Source organism: uncultured Ruthenibacterium sp., from assembly GCF_963558415.1.
Taxonomy (GTDB): domain Bacteria; phylum Bacillota; class Clostridia; order Oscillospirales; family Ruminococcaceae; genus Ruthenibacterium.
In genome coordinates this window covers 1-22975 of record NZ_CAUWGY010000034.1, presented here as the reverse complement: position 1 = coordinate 22975, position 22975 = coordinate 1, and the positions used below count along the sequence as shown (strand labels likewise).

Genomic DNA, 22975 nt, shown 5'->3' with positions numbered 1-22975 from the left:
CACCATCACAGGGGTAGGCGAATACATCAAGGCCTGGTACCCGGATGTAAAAATCATCGCGGTGGAACCCTATGAGAGCCAAGCCATCGGCGGCGGATTTGTCGGCAAGCATAACATTCCCGGCCTTGGGGCAGGATTTGTGCCGGAAAACTACAATCCCTACATTGTGGATGGCGTAGTTCCGGTGGCTTCCAACGTAGCCAATCAGACCGCCCAAGAGGTACTACGCACAGATGCTGTACCTGCATCACCCAGCGCCGGCGCGACGTTGGCGGCGGCCCGGGAACTGATGGAAGAAAAGCCGGAAATTCAGCGTGTTCTCTGCGTGTTCGCCGGAAAAGAATTGTATGAATGAGAAAAAGCACCCGGAAACGTCCGGGTGCTTTTTTATATCTGTGGGAAACGATCTTCTTGAAAACCATCCGGAGTAAGATACCACAGACTGGAAATTCCACAGTGAGTAAGAATTTCCAAGGCCTGCCGATAGCCAGACACAACCGTACTGGGACTGTGACTATCTGCGGTCAGCGTAATCCGACCTTTCTTGCGCCCAATTTCTTGCAAAAGAAACGGCGCAGGATAAGGTGTTTTTCTGCAGCCTCGAGACATTGCACCAGTATTTACTTCCAAAATGGCATCTTGTTCCAGCACTGCCTCCAACGCCTCCAGTGCCGCGTGACGATAGGCGCGGGTAGAAGTATCAAACAAACGATCGCCCTCGTTAAACTTGGTCAGTAAATCAAAATGGCCTACGATTTGGCAGCCTGTACGCTGCACGATTTGAGCTTCCAAGCGATAATATTCTCGCGCAAGCGCCACAATGTCTCCCCCAAATTGTTCTTGCACGATTCTTTGAAATCTTTCTTCGCTTTCATCTACCCAATGCACAGCACCATTTGCAAAAACGCCGTGCACCGAACCTATCAAATAATCCCATTGATCCTCAGGCGATGGAGAGAAGAAATCCTGTTCCAAGCCAAGAAAAACATTCATCCGCCCTTTGTACCGGTCACGTTGTTCCAACACTTGGCGGCGATATTCTGGAATCGATAATTGCTCCATCGCCCAATCTTGCCCCTCAAGAGGAGCATGCCCCGAAAAGCCGATTGCAGTGCAACCAGCAGCAAAGGCAGCGTCTGCCATTTGCGCCGGAGTGCCCGTTCCATCACAAAAAATCGTATGGGTGTGCAAACTCTGAAGTCTCATGTCATTTTCTCCTGTTTGACCTTGTGGTCAATGATGTGACGAGACGCCAATTCTTTCCGTACATCTGTCACTGAAATTCCCATCTCTACCATCAATACCATTACATGATACATCAGATCGGCAATTTCGTAAACGGTTTCCGCTTTGTCTTGAGCCTTTCCTGCAATGATTACTTCCGTGGATTCCTCTCCGATTTTCTTGAGAATCTTATCCAGCCCTTTCTGAAACAAATACGTGGTATAAGAATTTTCGGGAAGAGACTCTTTCCGTTCCATTAATAACTGATACAGCTTTTCCACGCAGAAAGGTTCGCCTGATTGTGAAATGTACAATGGATCGTTAAAGCAGGAATCCGTACCCAAATGGCAAGCCGGGCCCTTCTTATCTACGACAATCACCAGTGCATCCCGATCGCAGTCGGCTGTGATGGTACGGATATACTGAACATTGCCCGAAGTTTCACCCTTGTGCCACAATTTTTGACGGGACCGAGACCAGAAACAGGTCCTTCCCTCCGAAAGACTAATGGATAAACTTTCGCGGTTCATGTAAGCCAAAGTCAGTACCTTACCGGAATCGGCATCCACTACAATGGCCGGAATGAGCCCATTGGCATCAAATTTCAAATCGTTTATAGAAAGCACACGAACTCCTCCTTTATTTCAGAACACGCACGGGAATTCCCCTTTGGGCCAGTGTGCGCTTTAAGTCAGGGATCGTAACTTGACCAAAATGAAAAATAGAGGCGGCCAGTCCCGCATCTACCTTGGGAAGCGTTTCAAACAACGTAACGAAATCCTGTTTGCCGCCCGCTCCGCCCGAGGCAACGACCGGCACGTCCACCGCATCACATACGGCTGCCAACATTTCTAGGTCAAACCCTTTTTTCACTCCATCGGTATCGATGCTGTTAAGTACGATCTCCCCCGCTCCTTCCTCTACGCCACGGCGGATCCATTCAATGGCATCCATACCGGTATCTTCACGTCCGCCCTTGGCAAATACATGAAAGGACGCATCAACCCTCTTTACATCTACACTAAGTACCACACATTGATTGCCGTACCGCTTCGCCGCAGCACCAATCAAAGATGGATTGCGAATGGCGCCGGAATTGACACTCACTTTATCCGCCCCACATTTTAGCACTCGGTCAAAATCATTCAGTGTTTGAATCCCACCGCCCACTGTGAGCGGAATAAAAATTTGGGAAGCCACCTGTGTAAGAATATCCGTGAAGAGAGTGCGCTCTTCTACAGAAGCAGCTATATCGTAGAACACCAGTTCATCCGCGCCGCTTTCGCTATAAAATTTCGCCAGTTCCACCGGATTGGATACGTCGCTCAAATCCAAAAAGTTGACGCCTTTAACCACTCGGCCATTCTTTACATCCAGACAGGGAATGATACGTTTTGTAATCATTGTGTTCCCTCCGCCTCTATGGCCTGAGCCAGTTTTACTGCGCCGGTATACCAGGCTTTTCCGATGATTGCACCATAGAGCCCCATCGCGCTCAGACGACGCAAATCCTCATTGCTACTCACCCCACCAGAAGCAATGATACGGCAGCGCACGGTCTGCTGCAATCGAGCCAAACTTTCAAAGGCCGGGCCATGCAACGTTCCGTCGGTATCAATATCCGTAAAAATCAACGTGGAAACTCCCAAAAGCTCCATTCTATGGGCAAACTCACAGTAGTCCCATCCGGAATCCTCCACCCAGCCGTCCGTACACACCTTTCCATTGCGAGCATCCACTCCTACGGCGATATGCTCCGCTCCCCAGCGTGCCAATGCATCGGAAACCAATTGAGGGTTGGATACCGCGGCAGAACCCAACACCGCTCGATATACCCCCGCGTCAAACACCTCCTGCAAATCCGCTGCCGTACGAATACCGCCTCCCAATTGTACTCGCAAACCGCTTTGTACCACGGTACGCACCATGTCCATATTCTTACGCCAGCCATCTTTTGCTCCGTCCAAATCCACCACATGTACATACGCAGCGCCCGCAGCCCGAAATGCTGCAACAGTGGCACGGAGATTTTGGGTCACCTGATGTGCCGTAGAAAAATCTCCTTTATAAAGACGAACGATCTGCCCATCTTTCAAGTCCATCGCAGGAAAAAGAATCATTTTTCTCTACTCCATTTCACAAAAGGCGCGCAGAATGTTAAGCCCTACGTCGCCGCTTTTTTCAGGATGAAACTGCACGCCCATCACGTTGTCCTGTGCTACCGCCGCCGTCAACAAAGAACCATACTCTGTGCGGGCAATGACCACTTCATCCGGACTCTCAGCATAATAAGAATGAACAAAATACACACAATCACCTGCATGAATGTGAGAAAACAGCGGGTGAACCGGTCCACCATCGGCAAACTGCAATGTATTCCAGCCTATATGAGGGACTTTATAACCCGCGGGAATCAATGGTCGAATCGGGCGCACCGTACCGGGAATGAGCCCTAAGCCCGTATGAACACCGTATTCCAAACTTTGATCCAACAGCAACTGCATGCCCAGGCAAATACCGAGCAGCGGTTTTCCCGCTTGGGCTGCTCTTTGCACTTCCACGTCGAGCCCGTTATTGTGTAGAAGAAAAGCCGCATCGCCAAATGCACCTACTCCCGGCAAAACCACTTTGTCGGCAGCACGGATTTTCTTCGGATCCCCCGTAACACAAACTTCGGCGCCTATAGCCATAAGAGATGAGCAGAGAGAAAACAAATTTCCAACGCCGTAGTCCACCAGGGCGATCATATCACAGAACCCCCTTTGTAGATGGAATTTCTCCAATGGCCTTTTCGTCCAGCGTTATAGCCTGTCGAAGCGAACGCGCCAAACTTTTAAACACTCCCTCAATAATATGGTGGCTATTGACACCGGCCATCTGACGGACGTGCAGAGTAAAATTTCCTCGTCGAGCCAATGCCATCAAAAACTCCTGTACAAGCTGCGTGTCAAAAGTTCCTACCTTTTCGGTAGGAATCTGTATGTCGCAGCACAACAGGCCACGTCCGGACAAATCCACAGCCGTGAGAATGAGCGCCTCATCCATTGGCAACAGTGCACTTCCATAACGTGTGACACCCCGTAAATCTCCCCACGCCTGTGCAAATGCATCTCCCAGACAGATGGCCACATCTTCCACCGTGTGGTGATCATCTACCCATGTATCGCCCTCGCACCGAACCGTCAAATCAAAGCGGCCATGTCTGGCAAAAAGTGTGAGCATATGGTCCAAAAAGCCACAACCTGTTTTCACCCCGCTCTTTCCGGTACCATCCAGATTTAACGTGAGGACGATGTCCGTCTCTGCTGTCTTTCGAGCAATCTGTGCTGTCCGCATGATTCATTTCTCCTTTCTGGCATCATCCACTGCAGCTAGAAATACGTCCATCTGCGACCGTGACCCAATCGTTACTCTCACGTAGTTGCGCAAGATGGGTTTGTCCCAATATCGAACCAATACACCGCGACGCTTCAATGCTTGGTACAGTGTGCTTCCATCCATGTCCGGGCAACGAGTAAAAAGGAAATTGGCTTGCGATGGCAATGTGTAAAATCCCCGACGTTCCAATTGCGTTTCGGTATACGCCCGGTTTTCCCGGATAACACGGCAATTTTCCTTATAATACTCTTCGCTTTCCACTGCGGCGACACCAGCCTTTGCCGTCAAACGATTGATGTTATAGGGATTGGTGGAATAGCGTATCCGATCAAGATCCTCAATAAGCGCTTCGTTTGCGATAGCAAAACCCAATCGGGCGCCCGCCATAGAACGCGACTTTGAAAAAGTCATACACACCAGCAAATTGTCGTACTGTTTTGTAAGTGGCACACAGCTCTCGCCACCAAAGTCCACATAAGCTTCATCTACTACCACGACATGTTTTGGATTTCTCTGCACAATGCTCTCTACCTGGGCCGCGGAAATCGCTAATCCTGTAGGCGCATTGGGATTTGCGAATACGATGTTACAATCCAGATTCCAATAGTCTTCCGGAGCCAAATGAAAGTCCGGTCGAAGAGGAATGATCTTTGCAGGGATATGATACAGTTGCGCGAACACCTGATAAAAGCCATAACTGATATTTGGAAAAGCGATTCCATTGTTTGCATCGCAGAAAGCTAAAAAAGAAAAATTCAACACTTCATCCGAACCGTTCGCCACAAACACGTTGTCCTTGTTTACGCCGTACCTTTGAGCCAGAGCCTGGCGAAGAGCCGTGTATTCAGGATCCGGATAAAGATTTAGACGTTTCGCCTGTTCGCTCTGTATCACCTTTATTACCTGCGGTGAAGGCGGGAAAGGAGATTCGTTGGTATTCAATTTTACATATTCCATGTCCAAGGGCTGTTCCCCTGGAGTGTAAGCTTTCAAACCTGAAAACTGCGCGCTCATGTATTTGCTCATAAGACCTCTTCTTTCTCAAACCGGGACTGTACACTGCGGGCATGGGCCTCCAGTCCCTCCTGTCGAGCAAAGCGAACGACCGATTCACCTACCTTGCTCAAGGCATCTTGGGTATAATAAGTAAATTGTGTTCGCTTCACAAAATCATCCACTGACAAGGGACTCATAAATCGAGCCGTTCCACCGGTTGGAAGCGTGTGGTTGGGTCCGGCAAAGTAATCTCCCAGTGCCTCAGGACAACTGCGCCCCAGGAATATGGACCCAGCGTTGCGCACTTGAGATAAAAATGCAAATGGGTCATCCACGCACAATTCCAAGTGTTCTGGTGCAATTTCATTGGCGATTTCGAGCGCTTGCGTCAAATTGTCGGTAACAATCACTTTTCCATTTTGATCAATGGAAACGCGCGCAATCTCTGCTCTAGGCAGTGAAGTCAATTGGCGCTCAATTTCGGTCTGAACCGCTTGAGCCAATTCCATACTGTCGGTGACCAATACCGCCGCGGCCATTTTGTCATGTTCAGCCTGACTGAGTAAATCCGCCGCCAAATGCTTTGGATTCGAATGAGCATCTGCCACAATTAAAATTTCACTGGGTCCGGCAATCATATCGATGGCCACTTTTCCGAAAACCTGCCGCTTTGCCTCCGCCACATAGGCGTTTCCCGGGCCGACAATTTTATCCACTTTTGGAATGCTTTCAGTTCCATAAGCCAGCGCCGCCACCGCTTGTGCTCCTCCTGTGCGGAATACTCGGTCTACACCTGCAATACGGGCGGCTGCTAAAATCACCGGCGCGATATCACCATCCTGACTGGGTGGTGATACCATAACGATTTCTCGACAACCTGCAATCTTTGCTGGGATGCAATTCATCAGCACACTGGATGGATAAGCAGCCGTTCCGCCGGGAACATATAAGCCCACTTTGTCCAACGCAATTACCTTTTGCCCCAATACGACGCCTTTCTCCTCACTGACCACAAATCCTTCTCGGATTTGATGACGGTGAAACGCCCGAATGCGGCGGGCCGCTTGATTCAGCAGCTCCACCAATTGTGGTTCCAGCGATGCAACGGCGGCATCCATCTCATCCACACTGACTTCTAAGCAATCAAGTTGCGCTTTGTCAAATTCCAATGCATAACGACGAAGCGCTGCATCCCCCTCTTTTTGAACATTGGATATAATGTTCCGGACGGCTGCACGAACATCCGCACCGTTATCCGCTCTGGAAAAAATTTTATCTGTCGGCACCTGTCCATAAGAATAAATAGGAATCATAAACGGCCCTCTCCTTCTGTTTTTGCTTGTGCAGCCATACGCTGTGCCATACATTGGATGGCGTCATTTTTAAATTTATAGCTAACTTTGTTGGCGATAAATCGAGCGCTGATTTTTACGATGGATTCTTTAGGTTCCAATCCATTTTCCGAGAGGGTGCGACCCGTTTCCACAATATCTACAATCACGTCGCTGAGTCCAAGCAATGGCGCCAATTCAATGGAGCCATTGAGCTTGATGATGTCAATCTCTCGGGTGATCGCACCATAATAGTTGCGGGCAATACGGGGAAATTTAGTAGCGACTCTAAGTGTACGTCCTCTGTCATCCCGGAAACCTTTCTGTGCGGCAACACACATACAACATTTCCCAACACCCAAATCTGCCAACTCATACACATCCGGAGTATACTCCAACAAGATATCCTTTCCTGCCACACCTACGTCCGCAGCTCCTCTCTCTACATAGATTGCCACATCAGAAGGTTTGACCCAAAAGTATCGCACCCCAACTTTTGGATTTTCAAATACCAACTTTCGATTCTCCTGCTCAAGAGAAGGACATGCATAACCGGCTTGCTTGAACATTTGATAAACTGTTTCTCCTAAGCGCCCTTTGGGGAGAGCAACATTTACCCACTCCATGCCTTCACCCTCTCTCTTTCAGTCTCCGAAGTTCTCTATATCGAAGTTCGGGTGGAATCTGCCGCTCTACACGTATCGTCTTGCCACTGGCGAGCAGCGCATTCGCCGCTGCGGTTACTCTGGCCGGCGAAACATTTTCATCGTACAGCAAAAGCACATCCACATCATACCCTTGGCAAACAGCACCATATCCTTCTAGCCGATCCAAATATACCGCAAACCCAATGGCCCCACCAATGCGCCCCATTCTATGTACCATATGGTCGTATCTTCCACCGGAAAGAACTCCAGTCGCCAATCCCGGCAAAAAGCCGCGAAATACTACGCCACTGTAATAGCGAGTATCATCCACTACAGAAAAATCCAGTCGCAACCGGTCGCCAAGTCCATACTGTTCCAGCAGATTCCACAACTGCCGCAATTCCTTTAGCGCCGCAGCCATTGCATCCGTACATACCATCTGTTCAAGTTGAGGCAAAGCTTCTATCGGCGGCGCGTATAAAAGAGCCAAACGACATAAAACATCTCGGGTCTTTTGTGGAATAGCCCATTGCTCGGCCAAAGACCAGAGCGCAGAAGTATTTTTTTGACTCACTGCCTCCAGCAGTTGACTTCTCGCCTGTTGCTCTAACTTGAGTGAATCCAATAAAGCCGCCACAAACCCCAAATGACTGATATCCAGTAAATACTGATCCGAAATCATTTCCAAACTTCGCGCGGCCAGCATGACAACCTCACCTACGGCATAATCATCCAACTCTCCAATGCATTCTAACCCTGCCTGCAAAATTTCCCGATAGCCATGTGCCCCAGGGGAAGGCCGATAAACATTTTCATTGTAATATACCTTTTGTAGCCCGGATTCCTGACGGGAATTTTTTAAAATAGACAGCGTCACATCCGGTTTCAGCGCCATCAGTTTGCCGTCGATGTCCGTAAATGTCAAAATCCTGTCACTGACCAGAAAGTTCTTATTTCGCACGTACAAATCGTATTCTTCAAATTTGCTCATCTTGTAAGGCAAATATCCGTAGCGGCGATACAAACCTTTTAAGCATGGCAAAAACTCTTCGCTTTTCAACCGGGGATTCGCTTTCATAATTTCCCTCCAGTATCCGCTTTATTGCTTTATTATAATAGCATGATAAAGTATAAAAGTGAAAATGTCAAGAAAAAAGCACAGCTTTGAAAACAAAGCTGTGCCAAAATCAACTGTCATATTCGTCCAAAAAGTTATGCAGAACACCGTCACGGGTATAACCAGGCAACATATTTAAGTTGGCATTGTGCAAACTATGAAAAATATTAATATCCGCTTTGGGATTCAATTTTCGCAAATGGTTTACCAATTCTTTCGTTTGGCCACGTGCCCCGCGACCCGCACTGGCCTCTTCATTATCTTGCTCCGTAAACCTGCAAGCACATTGTAAAAAGCGCAACCCGTTGTAACGTTTCCAAGCAAGGATATCCGCCTCGCGCACCAGATACAGCGGCCGAATTAATTCCATGCCGGGATAATTGGTACTATGCAATTTAGGCATCATGGTTTTCAATTCCGCGCCCCAAATCATACTCATAAGCGTTGTTTCAATCACGTCATCGAAATGATGTCCCAACGCAATTTTATTACAGCCCAATGCCTGCGCATTTTTGTACAGATACCCCCGCCGCATTCTCGCGCACAGATAACAGGGGGATTGCGTAATGTTGGCTACACTGTCAAAAATATCCGTCTCAAAAATATGAAGCGGAATCCCCATTCTTTCTGCATTCTCTTCAATCAACGCCCTGTTCTCCGGACGATAACCCGGGTCCATGCATAAGAATTTCACCGTAAAAGGCACATCGGAATGTTTGGAAAGCTGCTGCATACATTTGGCCAGCAAAAAACTATCCTTGCCACCTGAAATACAGACGGCAATCACATCGTTTGCCTGTACCAATTGATAATCTTTACAAGCACCAATGAAACGATGCCAAATAGGCTTTTTATACTTTTTGATGATGCTTCTCTCGATTTCGACTCGTTTTTCCATATTTCACCGCCGAATGGACAGCGTCTCCAACACATTGCCATCCAAATCCTTTGTAGTGAACACACCATCTTCATAAACCATATAGCTGTGAACACCATCCCCCTTGGGAATAGAAACACTACCGGGATTTAAAAAGAAGTAGTCGCCTCGATCTGCAGCCACACGCACATGTGTATGACCATGAATCAACACGTCTCCTTTGTGCATACATGGCATATGTTCTTCATTAAAAAGATGTCCATGTGTCAAAAAAATCATTCGACCTTCCAGCCAAAGGACCGCATAATCCGCCATAACTGGGAATTCCAACACCATCTGATCCACTTCAGCCTCACAATTTCCTCGCACAGCCAAAATTTCATTTTTCAGCCCGTTCAGCAAGGCGATTACCTTTTTGGGTGCATAATCCCGTGGAAGATCATTGCGGGGCCCATGATACAACAAATCCCCCAATAAAATCAGCTTTTCAGCGTTTTCTTTTTCGTACAGCTCCGCAAGTTTTTGAGCATAGTAAGCCGAGCCATGAATGTCACTTGCAAATACCAATTTCATTTAAATCGTTCCTTTTCTTTAAACTCAAATCCGAATATTAAGCCATTTGCCTGAGCGCACACGAATCGAAGTAAGAATCAAACGCATAAATTGATCCAACACCAAACCGATCCAAGCCCCAAACAGTCCCATGCCCAACGGATAAGTAAATACATATCCGGCAAGTGGACGAATACACGCCACGCTTACTAAAGACACAATTGCGACATATTTGGTGTCACCCGCCCCACGCAGACAGCCACTGGAAATCACCTGAGCTACCTGCATGATAACGATCAACGCCACCATGCGCATGATCATTTCACCATACACCAGAATTTCTTCTTCCGATGAGAAAAGCCGAAAAACATCGCGACTTACCACAGAGTAAACCACCGCCAAGGTCAGTGAACAAAACAAACCGACCCGCTGACAAAAAGAAAGATAAATCCGGGCCAAGTCCCCCCGTTTTTCTCCCAGGCTCTGTCCCACCAATGCTACGGATGCGACCGAAAGCCCATCACCAAAAGCAAAGGAAATCGTAATAACATTCATTCCGACCTGATGTGCAGCAAACGCAGTTGTTCCCAGACGTGCTACAATCATTGCATATGTTAAAAAGCCAAAACGCAAAAACAACTGTTCCGCAAGGGAAGATGACCCGATATTGGCAATGGTCGCCAGCGTGCTTCTCTCAAGGCGAAAGCGTTTTTTCTGGAACTGAAGATACAGAAAGCCTTCTGGATGAGCTACGGATAATACGCTCATAGCAAGTGCCACCATTGTACCAATTACTGTGGCGACTGCGGCGCCTGCCACGCCAAGGCGCGGAAACCCAAAATGCCCTTCGATCAATAGATAGTTGAAGACAATATTGACACCATTGGAAACCAAATTCGTGCGCATTGCAATTTTTGTATTTCCAGCACCGCGCTGCGCCGCATTGATGACCATGCTCATCACATTGAATATCATGCCCGCTGAAATGATTCGGAAATAAGCGGCCGCACTTTCATGTGTCTCGGCATTGCTTCCGGTAAGGCGCAAAATGGGTTCGGCGAACAAAATTGCTATTGCTGTAATAACGATGGCAAACATCACGGTAAGGACCATCGACTGTGCTAAAACCCGATTGGCACCTTCCCGATCTCCCTCTCCTTTTCGCCTTGCCACCAGAGCAGAAACCGCAATGTTCAAAGACATAAACACAGCCAAGCAAATAAATTTAGGCTGTGTGGTCAGACCCACCGCTGCAATCGCATAGGCTCCAAGACGTGACACCATAATGGTATCAACCATTCCTACAAGTGCCACCAAAAAAGACTCCAGTGTTGACGGCCACGCTACACGAAAAGTACGCCGCAAAAGGGTCTCATCATCCGGGATCTCCCCCTGCGGCGGCGTGTTTTTTAAAACTCGTTGTGCGCAAAATATTTTCGACAACAAAGCGTTCATTTTCCGTTCACCTCTCACCCTAATTCCCCGTCCACTGGTTTTATTTTACCATTGTTTGCAGTATTACGCAATCTTCCCCCCTCCCATCGATCAAGCAAGCATCTGCAAAAACGACTTGCAAATGTATATCGACTATTTTCAAAGCTTAAAAAACCCGAACCGACATACGCCGGTTCGGGCAAAAATGTGTCAGAAATTATTTCTGATCCTTACTTTTAATGTATTGGTCAATGGCCTTCGCAGCACTCTTGCCAGCACCCATAGCCAAAATAACCGTAGCAGCACCAGTGACCGCGTCACCACCTGCGTAAACCGCATTGCGGGTAGTCAAGCCATCCTCGCCATTGGTAATGATGCATCCGTGTTTATTGGTTTCCAGGCCCGGGGTAGTAGAGCGAATCAAGGGATTCGGGCTGGTACCAATGGACATAACCATGCAGTCCACATCCAGCGTAAAGGTGCAGCCCTCTTTCGCCACAGGACGGCGGCGTCCGGAAGCGTCCGGCTCACCCAGCTCCATCTCCTGGCAGACCATGCCTTTTACATAGCCTTTTTCATCGCCCAACACCTCAACAGGATTGGACAAAGTTTTGAAGATAATGCCTTCTTCGACTGCATGCTCTACTTCTTCTTTACGCGCGGGCAATTCTTCCATACCACGGCGATACACAATGTACACGTTCTCCGCGCCCAGACGTTTCGCGCAGCGGGCAGCGTCCATAGCCACGTTGCCGCCGCCTACAATGGCCACATTTTTCGCGTGTTGAATCGGTGTCTTGGCGTTTTCTTTGTAAGCCTTCATCAGGTTGATGCGAGTAAGGAACTCGTTGGCGGAATACACGCCGTTCAGGCTCTCGCCGGGAATGCCCATGAAACGGGGCAGGCCCGCGCCGGAACCGATGAACACCGCTTCGTTGCCCATGTCGAACAGCTCGTCGATGGTCAGCGTACGGCCGATGACCACGTCGGTCTCCACGTCCACACCGATTTCCTTCAGGCCCTCGATCTCCTTACGAACGATCTCTTTGGGCAGACGGAACTCGGGAATGCCGTAAACCAACACGCCGCCGGGGGTGTGCAGGGCTTCGTATACAGTTACCTTATAACCCATTTTTGCCAAATCGCCAGCAGCCGTCAGACCGGAAGGGCCAGAGCCAATAACCGCCACTTTGTGCCCATTGGGAACAGGCATCTGGGGCTTTTCAGTGCAGTGCTCCCGATGCCAATCCGCTACAAAGCGCTCCAGACGGCCGATGCCTACGCTCTCGGTTTTGATGCCGCGCACGCATTTGCCTTCGCACTGGTTCTCCTGGGGGCAGACACGGCCGCAAACAGCGGGCAGCGCAGAAGAAGCGGACAGGATTTGATAAGCGCCCTCCATGTCCTCTTCGGCCACTTTGGCAATAAAGCCGGGGATGTCAATGCCCACCGGGCAGCCGGATACACAAGGTTTATTTTTGCAGTGCAGGCAACGCTTTGCCTCATTCACTGCCATATCATAAGTATAGCCCAGCGCAACCTCACTGAAGTTCTTGTTGCGCACATCCGGGTCCTGTACCGGCATCGGGCATTTTTTCGGGTCCATGTTGGGCATGATTATTTGACCTCCTTTTTCAGCAGATTGCACTCTGCTTCACGGGCGTGTGCTTCAAAGTCGCGGTACATGCTGCCGCGGTGCATCGCCTCGTCAAAATCCACCAGATGGCCGTCAAAGTCCGGGCCGTCCACGCAGGCAAACTTGGTCTCGCCGCCCACGGTCAAACGGCAGCCGCCGCACATACCGGTGCCGTCAATCATAATCGGGTTCATGGACACAATGGTTTTGATGTTATATTCCTTGGTCAGTTTGCAGACAAACTTCATCATAACCAGCGGGCCAATGGCAATCACTTCGTCATACTGATTGCCCTCTTTGATCAGCGCTTCCAGAGCGTTGGTGACCAGGCCTTTTTCGCCCCAGGTGCCGTCATCGGACATCTTCACCACACGGTTGGAAACCGCTTCAAACTCTTTTTCCAGAATGACCAGATCTTTGTTGCGGAAGCCCACGATCGAGTGTACCTCAGCGCCCAGTTCATGCAGCTTTTTGGCCGTGGGATATGCGATGGCGCAACCCACACCGCCGCCTACAACGGCTACCTTTTTCAGACCGTCCAAATGGCTGGGAGTGCCCAGAGGTCCCACAAAATCCACCAGGCTGTCGCCTTCGTTCAAAGCGTTCAGCTCCATGGTCGCAGCGCCCACAATCTGGAAGATGATGGTAACGGTTCCCTTCTCGCGGTCGTAGTCGGCAATGGTCAGCGGGACGCGCTCGCCGTCTTCGCTGGCGCGGAAGATAATAAACTGGCCCGGCTGCGCTTTGTGAGCCACCAGCGGTGCTTCAATGACCATTTTGGTGACCGTGGGGTTCAGCGCTTCCTTCTCTAAAATTTTGTACAATGTCCTTCACTCCTTAAAAAACGGTGACAACTTCACTTTGAAAAAGGCGAAGCCGCTGCCCAGCGGCTTCGCCTTTCCAGTATAGCACAAATGCGGACTGGAATGCGCCCCAATTTATGCTTTTGTCAATTCCGGCAAAAAATTCGATTAGAAATCGATCTCTTTGTCATAATACACAGCCAGCATCAGTTTTTCCATGTCTTCCTGGCTGGGCTGACGGGGGTTGGAGCCGGTGCAGGCGTCGGCAATGGCATTGGCAGCCACGTCATGCAGCTTCTCGTTGAATTCTTTCTCGTCGATGATGCTCTTCTCAGCAATCACGCCGCCCTCGCCATAGTTCTTGATGGACAGAGGAATGTTCAGTTGTTTGTTCATCTCGCGCAGCTCAGCAATCAAAGCGTCCACCAGCTCTTCGGTGGTGTTGCCGGGCAGGTCGATGAAGCGGGCGATTTCAGCATAGCGCTCAGCAGCCTCAGGAACCTTGGAGTTGTACTTAATGACCTTTGGCAGATACATTGCGTTGGCAGCACCGTGGATGATGTGGCCGCCGGAGAACGCAGCGCCGGTCTTGTGCGCCATGGAGTGAACGATGCCCAGCAGCGCGTTGGAGAACGCCATGCCGGCCAAGCACTGTGCGTCGTGCATACGATCACGAGCATCCATATCGCCGTCATAGGATTTCTTCAAATCGTTGTGGATCATCTTGATGGCGTGCAGAGCCAGAGGATCGGTGTAGTTGCAGTGCAGAGTGGACACATAAGCCTCAATCGCGTGGGTCATAGCGTCCATACCGGTGTGAGCGGTCAGCTTCGGGGGCATTTTCTCAGCCAGATCCGGGTCAACGATGGCCACGTCCGGAGTGATATTGAAGTCAGCCAGAGGATATTTGATACCCTTGTCATAGTCGGTGATGACGGAGAACGCAGTCACTTCGGTCGCAGTGCCGGAAGTGGAAGGAATGGCGCAGAAGTGCGCTTTCTGACGCAGCTCGGGGAAGCTGAACGGAGTGATCAGTTGCTCGAAGGTGCAGTCGGGATACTCATAGAACGCCCACATAGCTTTCGCAGCGTCGATGGGGCTGCCGCCGCCCATGGCCACAATCCAGTCAGGCTGGAATTTGCGCATAGCCTCGGCGCCTTTCATAACGGTGGTCACGGAAGGATCCGGTTCGACATTCTCGAACAGCTCAACTTCCATGCCGGCTTCTTTCAAATAAGAAACGGCGCGGTCCAAAAAGCCGAAACGACGCATGCTGCCGCCGCCAACAACGACGATGGCCTTTTTGCCTTTCAGGTTTTTCAGCTCTTCCAAAGAACCTTTGCCATGATACAAATCACGGGGTAATGTAAAACGTGCCATTGTAATGACCTCCATCTTGTATGTTCCGGGCAAACCCGGCACGATTGTATTTTGGGAGCTCTCCGCTCCCCTTTGTTAAAATATTATCATTTTCTTTTTTCGTTGTAAAATGTATAATAGGAATAAGGGCTATATGAAAAAAGAATGGCTTGTTTATTTTTTAACAATATCCAAGGAAGGAAGATTTTGTATGGATCTGACCCAGATGCGCTATGCAGTAGAAATTGCACAATGCGGTTCTATCAGTAAAGCAGCCAAAAAATTATATATGGGCCAGCCCAACTTATCCAAGGCACTTCGAGAGTTGGAAGAAGAACTGGGATGTTCACTGTTTCGACGCACCAGCCAAGGGATAGAGCCCACACGGGCAGGAGAAGAATTTTTGGTATATGCTCGAAAAATTCTTGGTCAAGTGGAAAGTTTGAAGGCCCTGTATCAGCACAAGGGACAAACTGAGATACAGCTTTCTCTATGTGTACCCAGGGCCAGCTATGTGGCCAGTGCATTCTGCCAATGGGCACAGGGACATGCCAATGGTCAATTTCGGTTGCAATATCGAGAAGCCAATGCCAGCGACACCATCCAAAACGTTTTCACCGGTGATGCACATCTGGGCATCGTTCGCTACCATACCGAACGGGCAGATTACTTTGAGGGGCTGGCCGCTGCCAAAGGGCTGCACCTGGCTCCTCTGTGGGATTTTCATATGGTAGCACTTATGCACAAAAGCCATCCGCTGGCTCCCATCGCAGATATTTCCCCCAGCCGATTGGCAGAATACCCTGAAGTCCTGCATGGGGACATTACCGCCACCTCTCCGGAGGATATATCCCCCACGGCGCAGGACAGCCAGTCGGGTTCACATATTCTGGTCTACGATCGCGCTGCACAGTTCGATGTGCTTCGCAGTGTTCGCGGCAGCTTTATGTGGGTAAGCCCCATGCCCGCCGAGGTCCTGGAGCGGGAACAGTTGGTGCAGCGCCCCTGCTCCTCCGGCTGGGTTTATCGAGACGCCGCTATCTGGCGCGGTCATCTTCCGGATGCGGCATCCGGCTTTTTGGATACGGTACATGAAGAAATCAACGCACTCATGCAAGTTTAAAGAAAAACCCGGTCAACTTCTGGACGTTGACCGGGTTTTCTCTTGACAAAAACAGTATTATGCAATACAATATAGCAAAGGTACTTTGTAATGCAAGGTAGGTGTTTCAACGTGATTCCATCTCAAATGCTGAAAGGAACATTGGAGGGCTGCATTTTAGCAGTTGTTTCTCGGCATGAAACGTATGGTTATGAAATTTCACAACAATTACAGCGATATGGATTTGGGAAAATTACCGAAGGGACCATCTATCCACTTTTGCTTAGATTGGAAAAAAACGGATGGATTCAAGCTGTTTTCCGCCCTTCCGAGCTTGGGCCCAAACGAAAGTACTACTTTTTAACTCCCTTAGGAAAATTGGAATACCAAAAATTTGTGAATCACTATCAGGAGTTGACACAGGCGGTTGGATGCCTTTTGGCCGATATGGAACAGGAGGAAACGATATGAATCATCTTCTTCGCACAATTCGAGATGAAAACAATCAACTTTCAACACAGCTTTCGCCCGAAAATCAAGCTTTAGAAACCAATCTGGTTGTCTATCTGCGAGCCAGTGCAGCCAACGAGTACCAACAGGAAAAGGCCCGCCGGGACATTCTGCAAATGATGCTGGAAGGGCAAGCACGCGGGGACACCATGGAAAATGTACTGGGTGACGGAAAAGAGTTCTGCGATGCTCTGATAGCAGAACTTCCTCCACGCACTTTGCATGAAAAAATCGTCACTTTTTTAGGCAATGGTGGGCTTTACCTAGGCATTCTCTTTGTCATCTGGGCAATCTCGGCTCTGATTCAGTCTCTTGTACAAGGCAGTTGGCCCCATCTTCCCGTCAGTGCCGGATCGCTGCTCAACTGTATTTTCATTCCCGGAGCGGCTGGTGCTCTCGTGCTATACATCTGCCGCACTTCATTTGCTCCGGAGCATCCGAAGAAGGGTCTCTCATCGGAGAAAAAAAGCTTTCTATTTTTTCTGACAGCGCTTCTGGTGTGCATGCTATGCAGCGTTCTGCTACGGGGCATCATTTTGTTTTCCATCCCGGCCGTATGGGCGCCGGTACTGATTTTGATTTGCTTTGCAATCCACAAAGTTTGCGATGTCTGGCTGGACCGATTCTATGCTAAATCTTTTAAATAATAAAAAGGCAGCATCTTTCGCACGTCCGTACCGAAAGACGCTGCCTTTTATTTAGAATGACACTATTGCGAAACAAACTTGACTGCCGAACCGTAAGCAATGATTTCAGCAGCTCCCTGCATAATGGAAGAAGAAGAATATCTTACACATACAATGGCGTCCGCATTCAACTCCTGCGCATTCTGAATCATCCGTTCTGTGGCCAGTTTGCGCGCGCTATTCATCATATCGTTGTAAGAAGTCAGTTCACCGCCAACCAGCGTTTTAAAAGAGTTCATGATATCTTTTCCGATATGAACCGATTGAACCGTACTTCCCTCAACAATTCCAATGATTTCATAGTTTTTCCCTGGAATCGAATCTGTCGTAACAATGAGCATAAATATCCTCCTATCCACGTCATTTTTTCAGCCGAACATTTTTGAAAAACGCGAATACATTATTCAAATTCGCCAAGTCAAACTTGTTTCTAAACTTTTTTGTATAGCAAATTTGATTTGACATGATTCTATTTGATGCAGATTATCCTTATCCTAAGGTCTATTCGGACTTTTGCTATCAAAAATCTATCGGATCATCCTATCAAGTACTGCCTTTGAGATGGATACTCAGATAGCTTAGAAGTATTATAACACTAACAAATCACTTTGACAATTTTCCCATAGGCTTTTAAGTTGTCCTCATCACGAATTTGAATCGGGTCATATTTTGTATTTGCCGAACACAGGAAAACTTTTCCATCTTTATGTAACAACTTTTTACAATAAACTTCCCCGTTAAGGAAAAACGCACCACTTATTCCGTCAGGTACATCACATTGCTTTTTAACAATGACAATGCTGCCGTTAGGGATTTCCGGCTCCATGCTGTCGCCGGAGATATGAAGTGCAAAGTCACCATCCTCAGCATCCGTTTCATATTCCTCAAAGGGTATATCGCTTCCCAATATTTCCTCCCCCAAACCAGCTGATAAAGGAATGTTATATAGGGGAATAAATTTCTTTTTAGCAGCAACTGCTATATCAAATTTCTTGTTTGTAGGAATATTCGTCATCCATTTTTGGATTTCTGAGACAGCTTCTGGAATGTGCGATTCAATGTGATCAGGATTCAGGCAGTACATAAAACATAGTACTTCCTCACAAGTACGCTGTTTTTCCTTTTCAGAAATGAAACGATAAAAATTAAGGTCATCTTGTATGGCATAAACGCGTGTTTCAAAATGGCTTTCCCCGTGGAGCACAAGCCGGTACATAAGATTTTCAAAATACTTAGAATGCTCACCCAAACTTTTTATAACCTTTGGATCAAAAGAGACTTCCGCAATTCCTGTACCATAAATGAATGTCGAGAATGCTTCCAATGTACGTCGCATAGCGTTACCAATTGTCAAATCTAAACCATTGGTATTACCCATTGCATAATCAAAAATCATGCGCAACAAATCCCGGTATTCATTAATTGACTTCATTGGATTTGATAAAACTCGCCCTTGCAATTCAAATGATTTGCCTTTTATAGATACACCGGGCTTCTGTTTTTTGAAGGAGTTCTCGATTTCATCAACTATTTTTTGCAAATCCGAAAATGTCGATAAATCGTGAGTCAAAAACAGAATTTTGCTTTTGTCATTACCTTTAACAATTTTATGCGCTTGGTATCTAAGGAACGAACTTATGCCAACTTTGTTTTCGAAGTCAAAACTCGAAATCGGATCATCAATAACCACCAATTCCTCATTTTGATATAATTTTTCAATATCCTGGTTTGCCAATATCTGTGTAAAGAAGTAACACAGCGCAATGATATTTCGTTCTCCCAAAGATACGTTTTTGGGCTTAACATCATTACCATTCGATTTCAAGTAGTACTTGTCATTTTTCAACTCAATTGAAAGCCGCCCATGCGAAAAAAACACATAGTCAAGTGCATTGTTAATGCTTTCGATTGCCAGCCCTACATTTGATTTTTTCTGTTCAAGTATTTTCAAATGCTCTGCAGTTTCTCTCACTTTTTTCTGTTTAGCAAGCAATTCGTTCTCTGCCGCTTTCATTGCACGTTGCTGCTTCTGGTAATCGCGATATGCTTGTTCTATTTGTAAGTGTGCAATTTTTTTGTTAATCAAAACTAACTCTTGCAGAATTGCTTTCCGCTGGCGAACCGCATCCACAAATTTCTGCCGTTTTAACTCAAGCTTACTCAAAAATACATTAAGCTGTTGTATACCACTCTCTAAGCCTACAGGAGAAATATTTAATGGATTATAAACACTACTAAGTTTCTGTTGTCGGGCCTCTTCATATTGAGCTATCAACTCCTGGCAAATGCTTATTTGCTGCTGAATCGTTTTTACCAACTCAGCATCCAAGTCTATAAAACCAGAATAGTCTTCACTAAATTGAGGAAATGATATTGCAAGCAATTCAGCCTTATGAGCATCTACATCTTTGTTTAACACTTTATTGATACTGTCAATTAAGCCTCGCCGATATTCTTCATCAATTTCCCGGAAACAATATGGACAGACCGTTGTCGCTTTGTCGCTAAAGTCTCTTTTTGCCGACTCAACAATAGGCTGCCTTCCATTCTGAATCATTGAAAGGATGAGGGACTCTCGTTCAGTTAACACCGGTTTTTCTACTGCTTTCGCCAATAACGAGCAAAGCGTTTTTTCAAAGCCTTCCGGAAATGTAATTTTACGGACAGGTACCGGATAGGTTGTTGTAGCATCGGCCACCTTGTCCAATAAAGCTTTTGTTTCGTCGAACTTCTGCTGTAATTGCTCTCTTGTTTCGCCAACTGGCATACCGCCAATTTCTTTAATAACTTCTTCTGTCACTTTTGAATTGGCTCTATTCCCTTTAATCGCAGAATCCTTTGCCGCCCAATCACCCTGTAATACTTTTTTGATGCGTGCTAAATGATAATCAGGACTAAGAGGATTACGTTTTTGTTCAAACGCCTCTCGTGCCGTTTCTGCCGCAGTACATTCTTTTTGTGCCAAATCCAAAAGCGATATGTAGTGATCTATGTCTGCCTGTAAATCAACTTGACCACCCAAAAGAATAATGGTCCCTAAACCATCTGCATCAATTTTTACGTTTTCGTCAATATATTTTTCGTTGAATACAAATATTTTGCTTTCTGGTACCAAACCGATCTCGTTATCAGCTCGATCAATCAGTGAAGCAGATAATTCTTCTGCATCCTCGCCAGAAGCAATTTGAGAAAAGCCATCTGAAATTGTACTTTTACCGCTTCCATTTTTACCGTAAACAATAGCAATACGGTCGTTATCATTAGGAAAAAAAGCCAAATTTGTTTTCTTTGAAAAGCAACGACCACAGATTGAAAGACCTTTTACTTTTTCAATCATAGTTTCATCACCTTATTATTTCCTTTTCATTCCTTTTGGCCTTTAAGCCTCTCATACAACACCGTTCCCACTGTTTCCATGACCTGCCGCATCATGTCCGGGTCAGAGAACATCTTCACGAAGAAGTCCTCATTCTGCTCATACCGGGCGGCAGCCATGTTGGGGAAATCCTTCTCAAACAGCAACATAAAGGTCTTGCGGTCATTGTTCTGGGCATAGCTGTGCCACTTATCTTGAGCGGCATAGTCATTCTCCATCTGAAGCAACACCTTATCCATCTCGGTGAAGTTGGTGCCGTACTTCTCATTGATCTTATCAATGATGACCGTCAATGGGTCACGCTTCTTCTCTTTGCGGCCAGCCTCGCCGGTAATGGGCCGGAATCCCTCCGGGGTGCTCTCCATCTGAATTTCGCCCTCAAAGTCCTTTTCCAAGCGGTAATACTCCAACAGTACCTTGTCGTCCACATAGACCTTATCCTGCCCACCTTTGGGCAGCATAGTATAGAGGAATTTTGCGTATACGCTGAACTTGTGAATTTCCTTATCAAACAGGCGGCAAACCTGCGTGATAAAGGCATAGATCCGGTTGAACCGGGCCAGAGTGGACTTGAAGAGATCCTGCTTTTCCTCCTCCAGCGCCTCGAAACGATCCAGTGCCGGGCGGATAGTGCTCTGGAGCTTACCCAAATCGCCGCCGGACTGTTCCTTGGAGGAATAGAAAATCTCCGCAAACCGGTCGATTTCCATCTGCTGGTACACGCGGTACTCATCCAGGGTGTTCTTTAAGTCGTACACCACATTGGGGTCGGTCTCCTCTTCCAGTACCGTCTCCTCAAAGTATGGTTCAAAGGCCTTCCGGATGTCCTCGGCGGAGTTGACGAAGTCCAAGACAAAGGTATCCTTTTTTCCACGCATGGTGCGGTTCAGCCGGGAGAGGGTCTGTACGGCCTTCACGCCGGACAACTTCTTATCCACAAACATGGTGTGCAGCAGCGGCTCATCAAAGCCGGTCTGATACTTTTCTGCCACGATCAGCATCCCGTATTCGTCTGTATGGAACGCCTCCGGCAGGGCCTTTTCTTTGATGGTCTCGCCGGATTTTGTTTTGTTCAGTTTCTCCTCGGTGTAGGGTTCGCCGTTGTCCTCCACCTCTCCCGAAAAGGCCACCAGCACATCCAAGTCAGTGTAGTCCTTCTCTTTGATCTGCCGCTTGAACTCCAGCAGGTAGCGCACCGCATGGAGCCGGGAGGGCGTCACAATCATGGCTTTGGCCTTTCCGCCGATCTTGTGCCGGGTCACATTGCGAAACTGCTCCAACATGATAGCCGTTTTCTGAGAGATATTGTGGGGATGCAGCGTCTCAAACTGCCGGATAGCACGCACACCCGCGGCGGTGTCCAGCTCCGGATCGTCCGGGATGGCCTTGGCAATCCTAAAGTACATGTTGTAGGTCATGTAGTTTTGCAGCACATCCAGGATAAAGCCTTCTTCGATGGCCTGCCGCATGGAGTACACATGGAAGGGATGATATTTGCCGTTTTCATCCCGCTGGCCGAACATTTGCAGCGTTTTGTCCTTAGGGGTTGCGGTGAAGGCGAAGAAGGACAGGTTTTCATGAACGCCCTGAGCGGCCAGCTCATCCAGCAGCTTGTCCTCATCGTCCTTCCGCTTGGCCTCCTCCTCATACTCCTGCTGAGCATACTCCTCCAGAACTTTCTCGGTATCGGCCAGCGCCCGTTTCAGCTTGCGGGCGGCGTCGCCGGTCTGGGAGGAGTGTGCCTCGTCCACAATGACCGCAAACCGCTTGTTGCCAGAGCGCACTTCTTTGTAGATGACCGGGAACTTCTGGAGCGTGGTGATGATGATGCCCGTCCCGGCCTCGATGGCTTCCCGGAGCTGCTGGGCGTTCTTGTCAATCTTCTGTACCACACCCGCCACATGATCGAACTGGTAGACGGTGTTTTGCAGCTGGCTGTCCAGCACC

22 protein-coding genes and 1 pseudogene are annotated in these 22975 nt (G+C 48.0%); 4 read left to right on the top strand and 19 right to left on the bottom strand.

Annotated elements, in window-relative coordinates:
- A partial coding sequence (locus AB5H98_RS07545) for a pyridoxal-phosphate dependent enzyme (protein ID WP_367925306.1) occupies positions 1-355 on the top strand: 355 nt, incomplete at its 5' end.
- Positions 356-387: 32 nt separating this feature from the next.
- Here the strand turns inward: AB5H98_RS07545 and AB5H98_RS07540 are convergent.
- The 16 genes from AB5H98_RS07540 to AB5H98_RS07465 form a co-directional block, all read right to left on the bottom strand.
- Positions 388-1206 (bottom strand): histidinol-phosphatase HisJ family protein, encoded by an 819-nt coding sequence (locus tag AB5H98_RS07540; RefSeq protein WP_367925305.1) that lies wholly within the window; start codon positions 1204-1206, stop codon positions 388-390.
- Complete coding sequence (gene hisIE / locus AB5H98_RS07535) at positions 1203-1850, bottom strand: bifunctional phosphoribosyl-AMP cyclohydrolase/phosphoribosyl-ATP diphosphatase HisIE (RefSeq protein ID WP_367925304.1); 648 nt, start codon at positions 1848-1850, stop codon at positions 1203-1205. Before hisIE ends, AB5H98_RS07540 begins: the two co-directional genes overlap by 4 nt.
- 13 nt (positions 1851-1863) lie before the next feature.
- Entirely contained in the window at positions 1864-2628 is a 765-nt protein-coding gene (hisF, locus tag AB5H98_RS07530; RefSeq protein WP_367925303.1) for an imidazole glycerol phosphate synthase subunit HisF, read from the bottom strand.
- Positions 2625-3344, bottom strand: coding sequence for a 1-(5-phosphoribosyl)-5-[(5-phosphoribosylamino)methylideneamino]imidazole-4-carboxamide isomerase (hisA, locus tag AB5H98_RS07525; RefSeq protein ID WP_367925302.1), 720 nt, complete (start codon positions 3342-3344; stop codon positions 2625-2627). The genes hisF and hisA overlap by 4 nt, the downstream gene beginning before the upstream one ends.
- A gap of 6 nt (positions 3345-3350) precedes the next feature.
- Positions 3351-3971, bottom strand: coding sequence for an imidazole glycerol phosphate synthase subunit HisH (gene hisH, locus AB5H98_RS07520; RefSeq protein WP_367925301.1), 621 nt, complete (start codon positions 3969-3971; stop codon positions 3351-3353).
- Between the two features lies 1 nt (position 3972).
- Complete coding sequence (hisB, locus tag AB5H98_RS07515) at positions 3973-4560, bottom strand: imidazoleglycerol-phosphate dehydratase HisB (RefSeq protein WP_367925300.1); 588 nt, start codon at positions 4558-4560, stop codon at positions 3973-3975.
- Positions 4561-4563: 3 nt separating this feature from the next.
- Positions 4564-5628, bottom strand: coding sequence for a histidinol-phosphate transaminase (gene hisC, locus AB5H98_RS07510; protein ID WP_367925299.1), 1065 nt, complete (start codon positions 5626-5628; stop codon positions 4564-4566).
- A complete protein-coding gene (hisD, locus tag AB5H98_RS07505) occupies positions 5625-6911 on the bottom strand; it encodes a histidinol dehydrogenase (protein WP_367925298.1) in 1287 nt (428 codons plus the stop codon). The genes hisC and hisD overlap by 4 nt, the downstream gene beginning before the upstream one ends.
- Positions 6908-7555 carry an ATP phosphoribosyltransferase gene (hisG, locus tag AB5H98_RS07500; protein ID WP_367925297.1) on the bottom strand — a complete coding sequence of 216 codons (648 nt, stop codon included), beginning with the start codon at positions 7553-7555 and terminating at the stop codon, positions 6908-6910. Before hisG ends, hisD begins: the two co-directional genes overlap by 4 nt.
- Positions 7556-7559: 4 nt before the next feature.
- Positions 7560-8654 carry an ATP phosphoribosyltransferase regulatory subunit gene (locus AB5H98_RS07495; protein ID WP_367925296.1) on the bottom strand — a complete coding sequence of 365 codons (1095 nt, stop codon included), beginning with the start codon at positions 8652-8654 and terminating at the stop codon, positions 7560-7562.
- Between the two features lie 109 nt (positions 8655-8763).
- On the bottom strand, positions 8764-9591 hold the full coding sequence (locus tag AB5H98_RS07490) for a tRNA 2-thiocytidine biosynthesis TtcA family protein (protein WP_367925295.1): 828 nt from the start codon (positions 9589-9591) through the stop codon (positions 8764-8766).
- A gap of 3 nt (positions 9592-9594) precedes the next feature.
- Positions 9595-10143, bottom strand: coding sequence for a phosphodiesterase (gene yfcE / locus AB5H98_RS07485; RefSeq protein ID WP_367925294.1), 549 nt, complete (start codon positions 10141-10143; stop codon positions 9595-9597).
- A gap of 24 nt (positions 10144-10167) precedes the next feature.
- Positions 10168-11577 carry an MATE family efflux transporter gene (locus AB5H98_RS07480; RefSeq protein WP_367925293.1) on the bottom strand — a complete coding sequence of 470 codons (1410 nt, stop codon included), beginning with the start codon at positions 11575-11577 and terminating at the stop codon, positions 10168-10170.
- Positions 11578-11773: 196 nt separating this feature from the next.
- A complete protein-coding gene (gene gltA / locus AB5H98_RS07475) occupies positions 11774-13171 on the bottom strand; it encodes an NADPH-dependent glutamate synthase (RefSeq protein WP_367925292.1) in 1398 nt (465 codons plus the stop codon).
- Between the two features lie 2 nt (positions 13172-13173).
- Positions 13174-14016 (bottom strand): sulfide/dihydroorotate dehydrogenase-like FAD/NAD-binding protein, encoded by an 843-nt coding sequence (locus tag AB5H98_RS07470; RefSeq protein ID WP_367925291.1) that lies wholly within the window; start codon positions 14014-14016, stop codon positions 13174-13176.
- Positions 14017-14163: 147 nt separating this feature from the next.
- On the bottom strand, positions 14164-15375 hold the full coding sequence (locus tag AB5H98_RS07465; protein WP_367925290.1) for an iron-containing alcohol dehydrogenase: 1212 nt from the start codon (positions 15373-15375) through the stop codon (positions 14164-14166).
- A gap of 190 nt (positions 15376-15565) precedes the next feature.
- Here AB5H98_RS07465 and AB5H98_RS07460 point away from each other — a divergent pair, with 190 nt between their 5' ends.
- The 3 genes from AB5H98_RS07460 to AB5H98_RS07450 all read left to right on the top strand — a co-directional run bounded on the left by AB5H98_RS07460 (position 15566) and on the right by AB5H98_RS07450 (position 17613).
- Entirely contained in the window at positions 15566-16477 is a 912-nt protein-coding gene (locus AB5H98_RS07460) for a LysR family transcriptional regulator (RefSeq protein ID WP_367925289.1), read from the top strand.
- Positions 16478-16588: 111 nt separating this feature from the next.
- Complete coding sequence (locus tag AB5H98_RS07455; protein ID WP_367925288.1) at positions 16589-16927, top strand: PadR family transcriptional regulator; 339 nt, start codon at positions 16589-16591, stop codon at positions 16925-16927.
- On the top strand, positions 16924-17613 hold the full coding sequence (locus tag AB5H98_RS07450; protein ID WP_367925287.1) for a DUF1129 family protein: 690 nt from the start codon (positions 16924-16926) through the stop codon (positions 17611-17613). Before AB5H98_RS07455 ends, AB5H98_RS07450 begins: the two co-directional genes overlap by 4 nt.
- 62 nt (positions 17614-17675) lie before the next feature.
- Here the strand turns inward: AB5H98_RS07450 and AB5H98_RS07445 are convergent, their stop codons facing one another.
- From AB5H98_RS07445 to AB5H98_RS07435, 3 genes and pseudogenes are all read right to left on the bottom strand, one after another.
- Entirely contained in the window at positions 17676-17993 is a 318-nt protein-coding gene (locus AB5H98_RS07445) for a YbjQ family protein (protein ID WP_367925286.1), read from the bottom strand.
- Between the two features lie 254 nt (positions 17994-18247).
- Entirely contained in the window at positions 18248-20989 is a 2742-nt protein-coding gene (locus tag AB5H98_RS07440) for an AAA family ATPase (protein WP_367925285.1), read from the bottom strand.
- 26 nt (positions 20990-21015) lie between these two features.
- Positions 21016-22975, bottom strand: a pseudogene (locus tag AB5H98_RS07435) (type I restriction endonuclease subunit R); the annotation flags it as partial.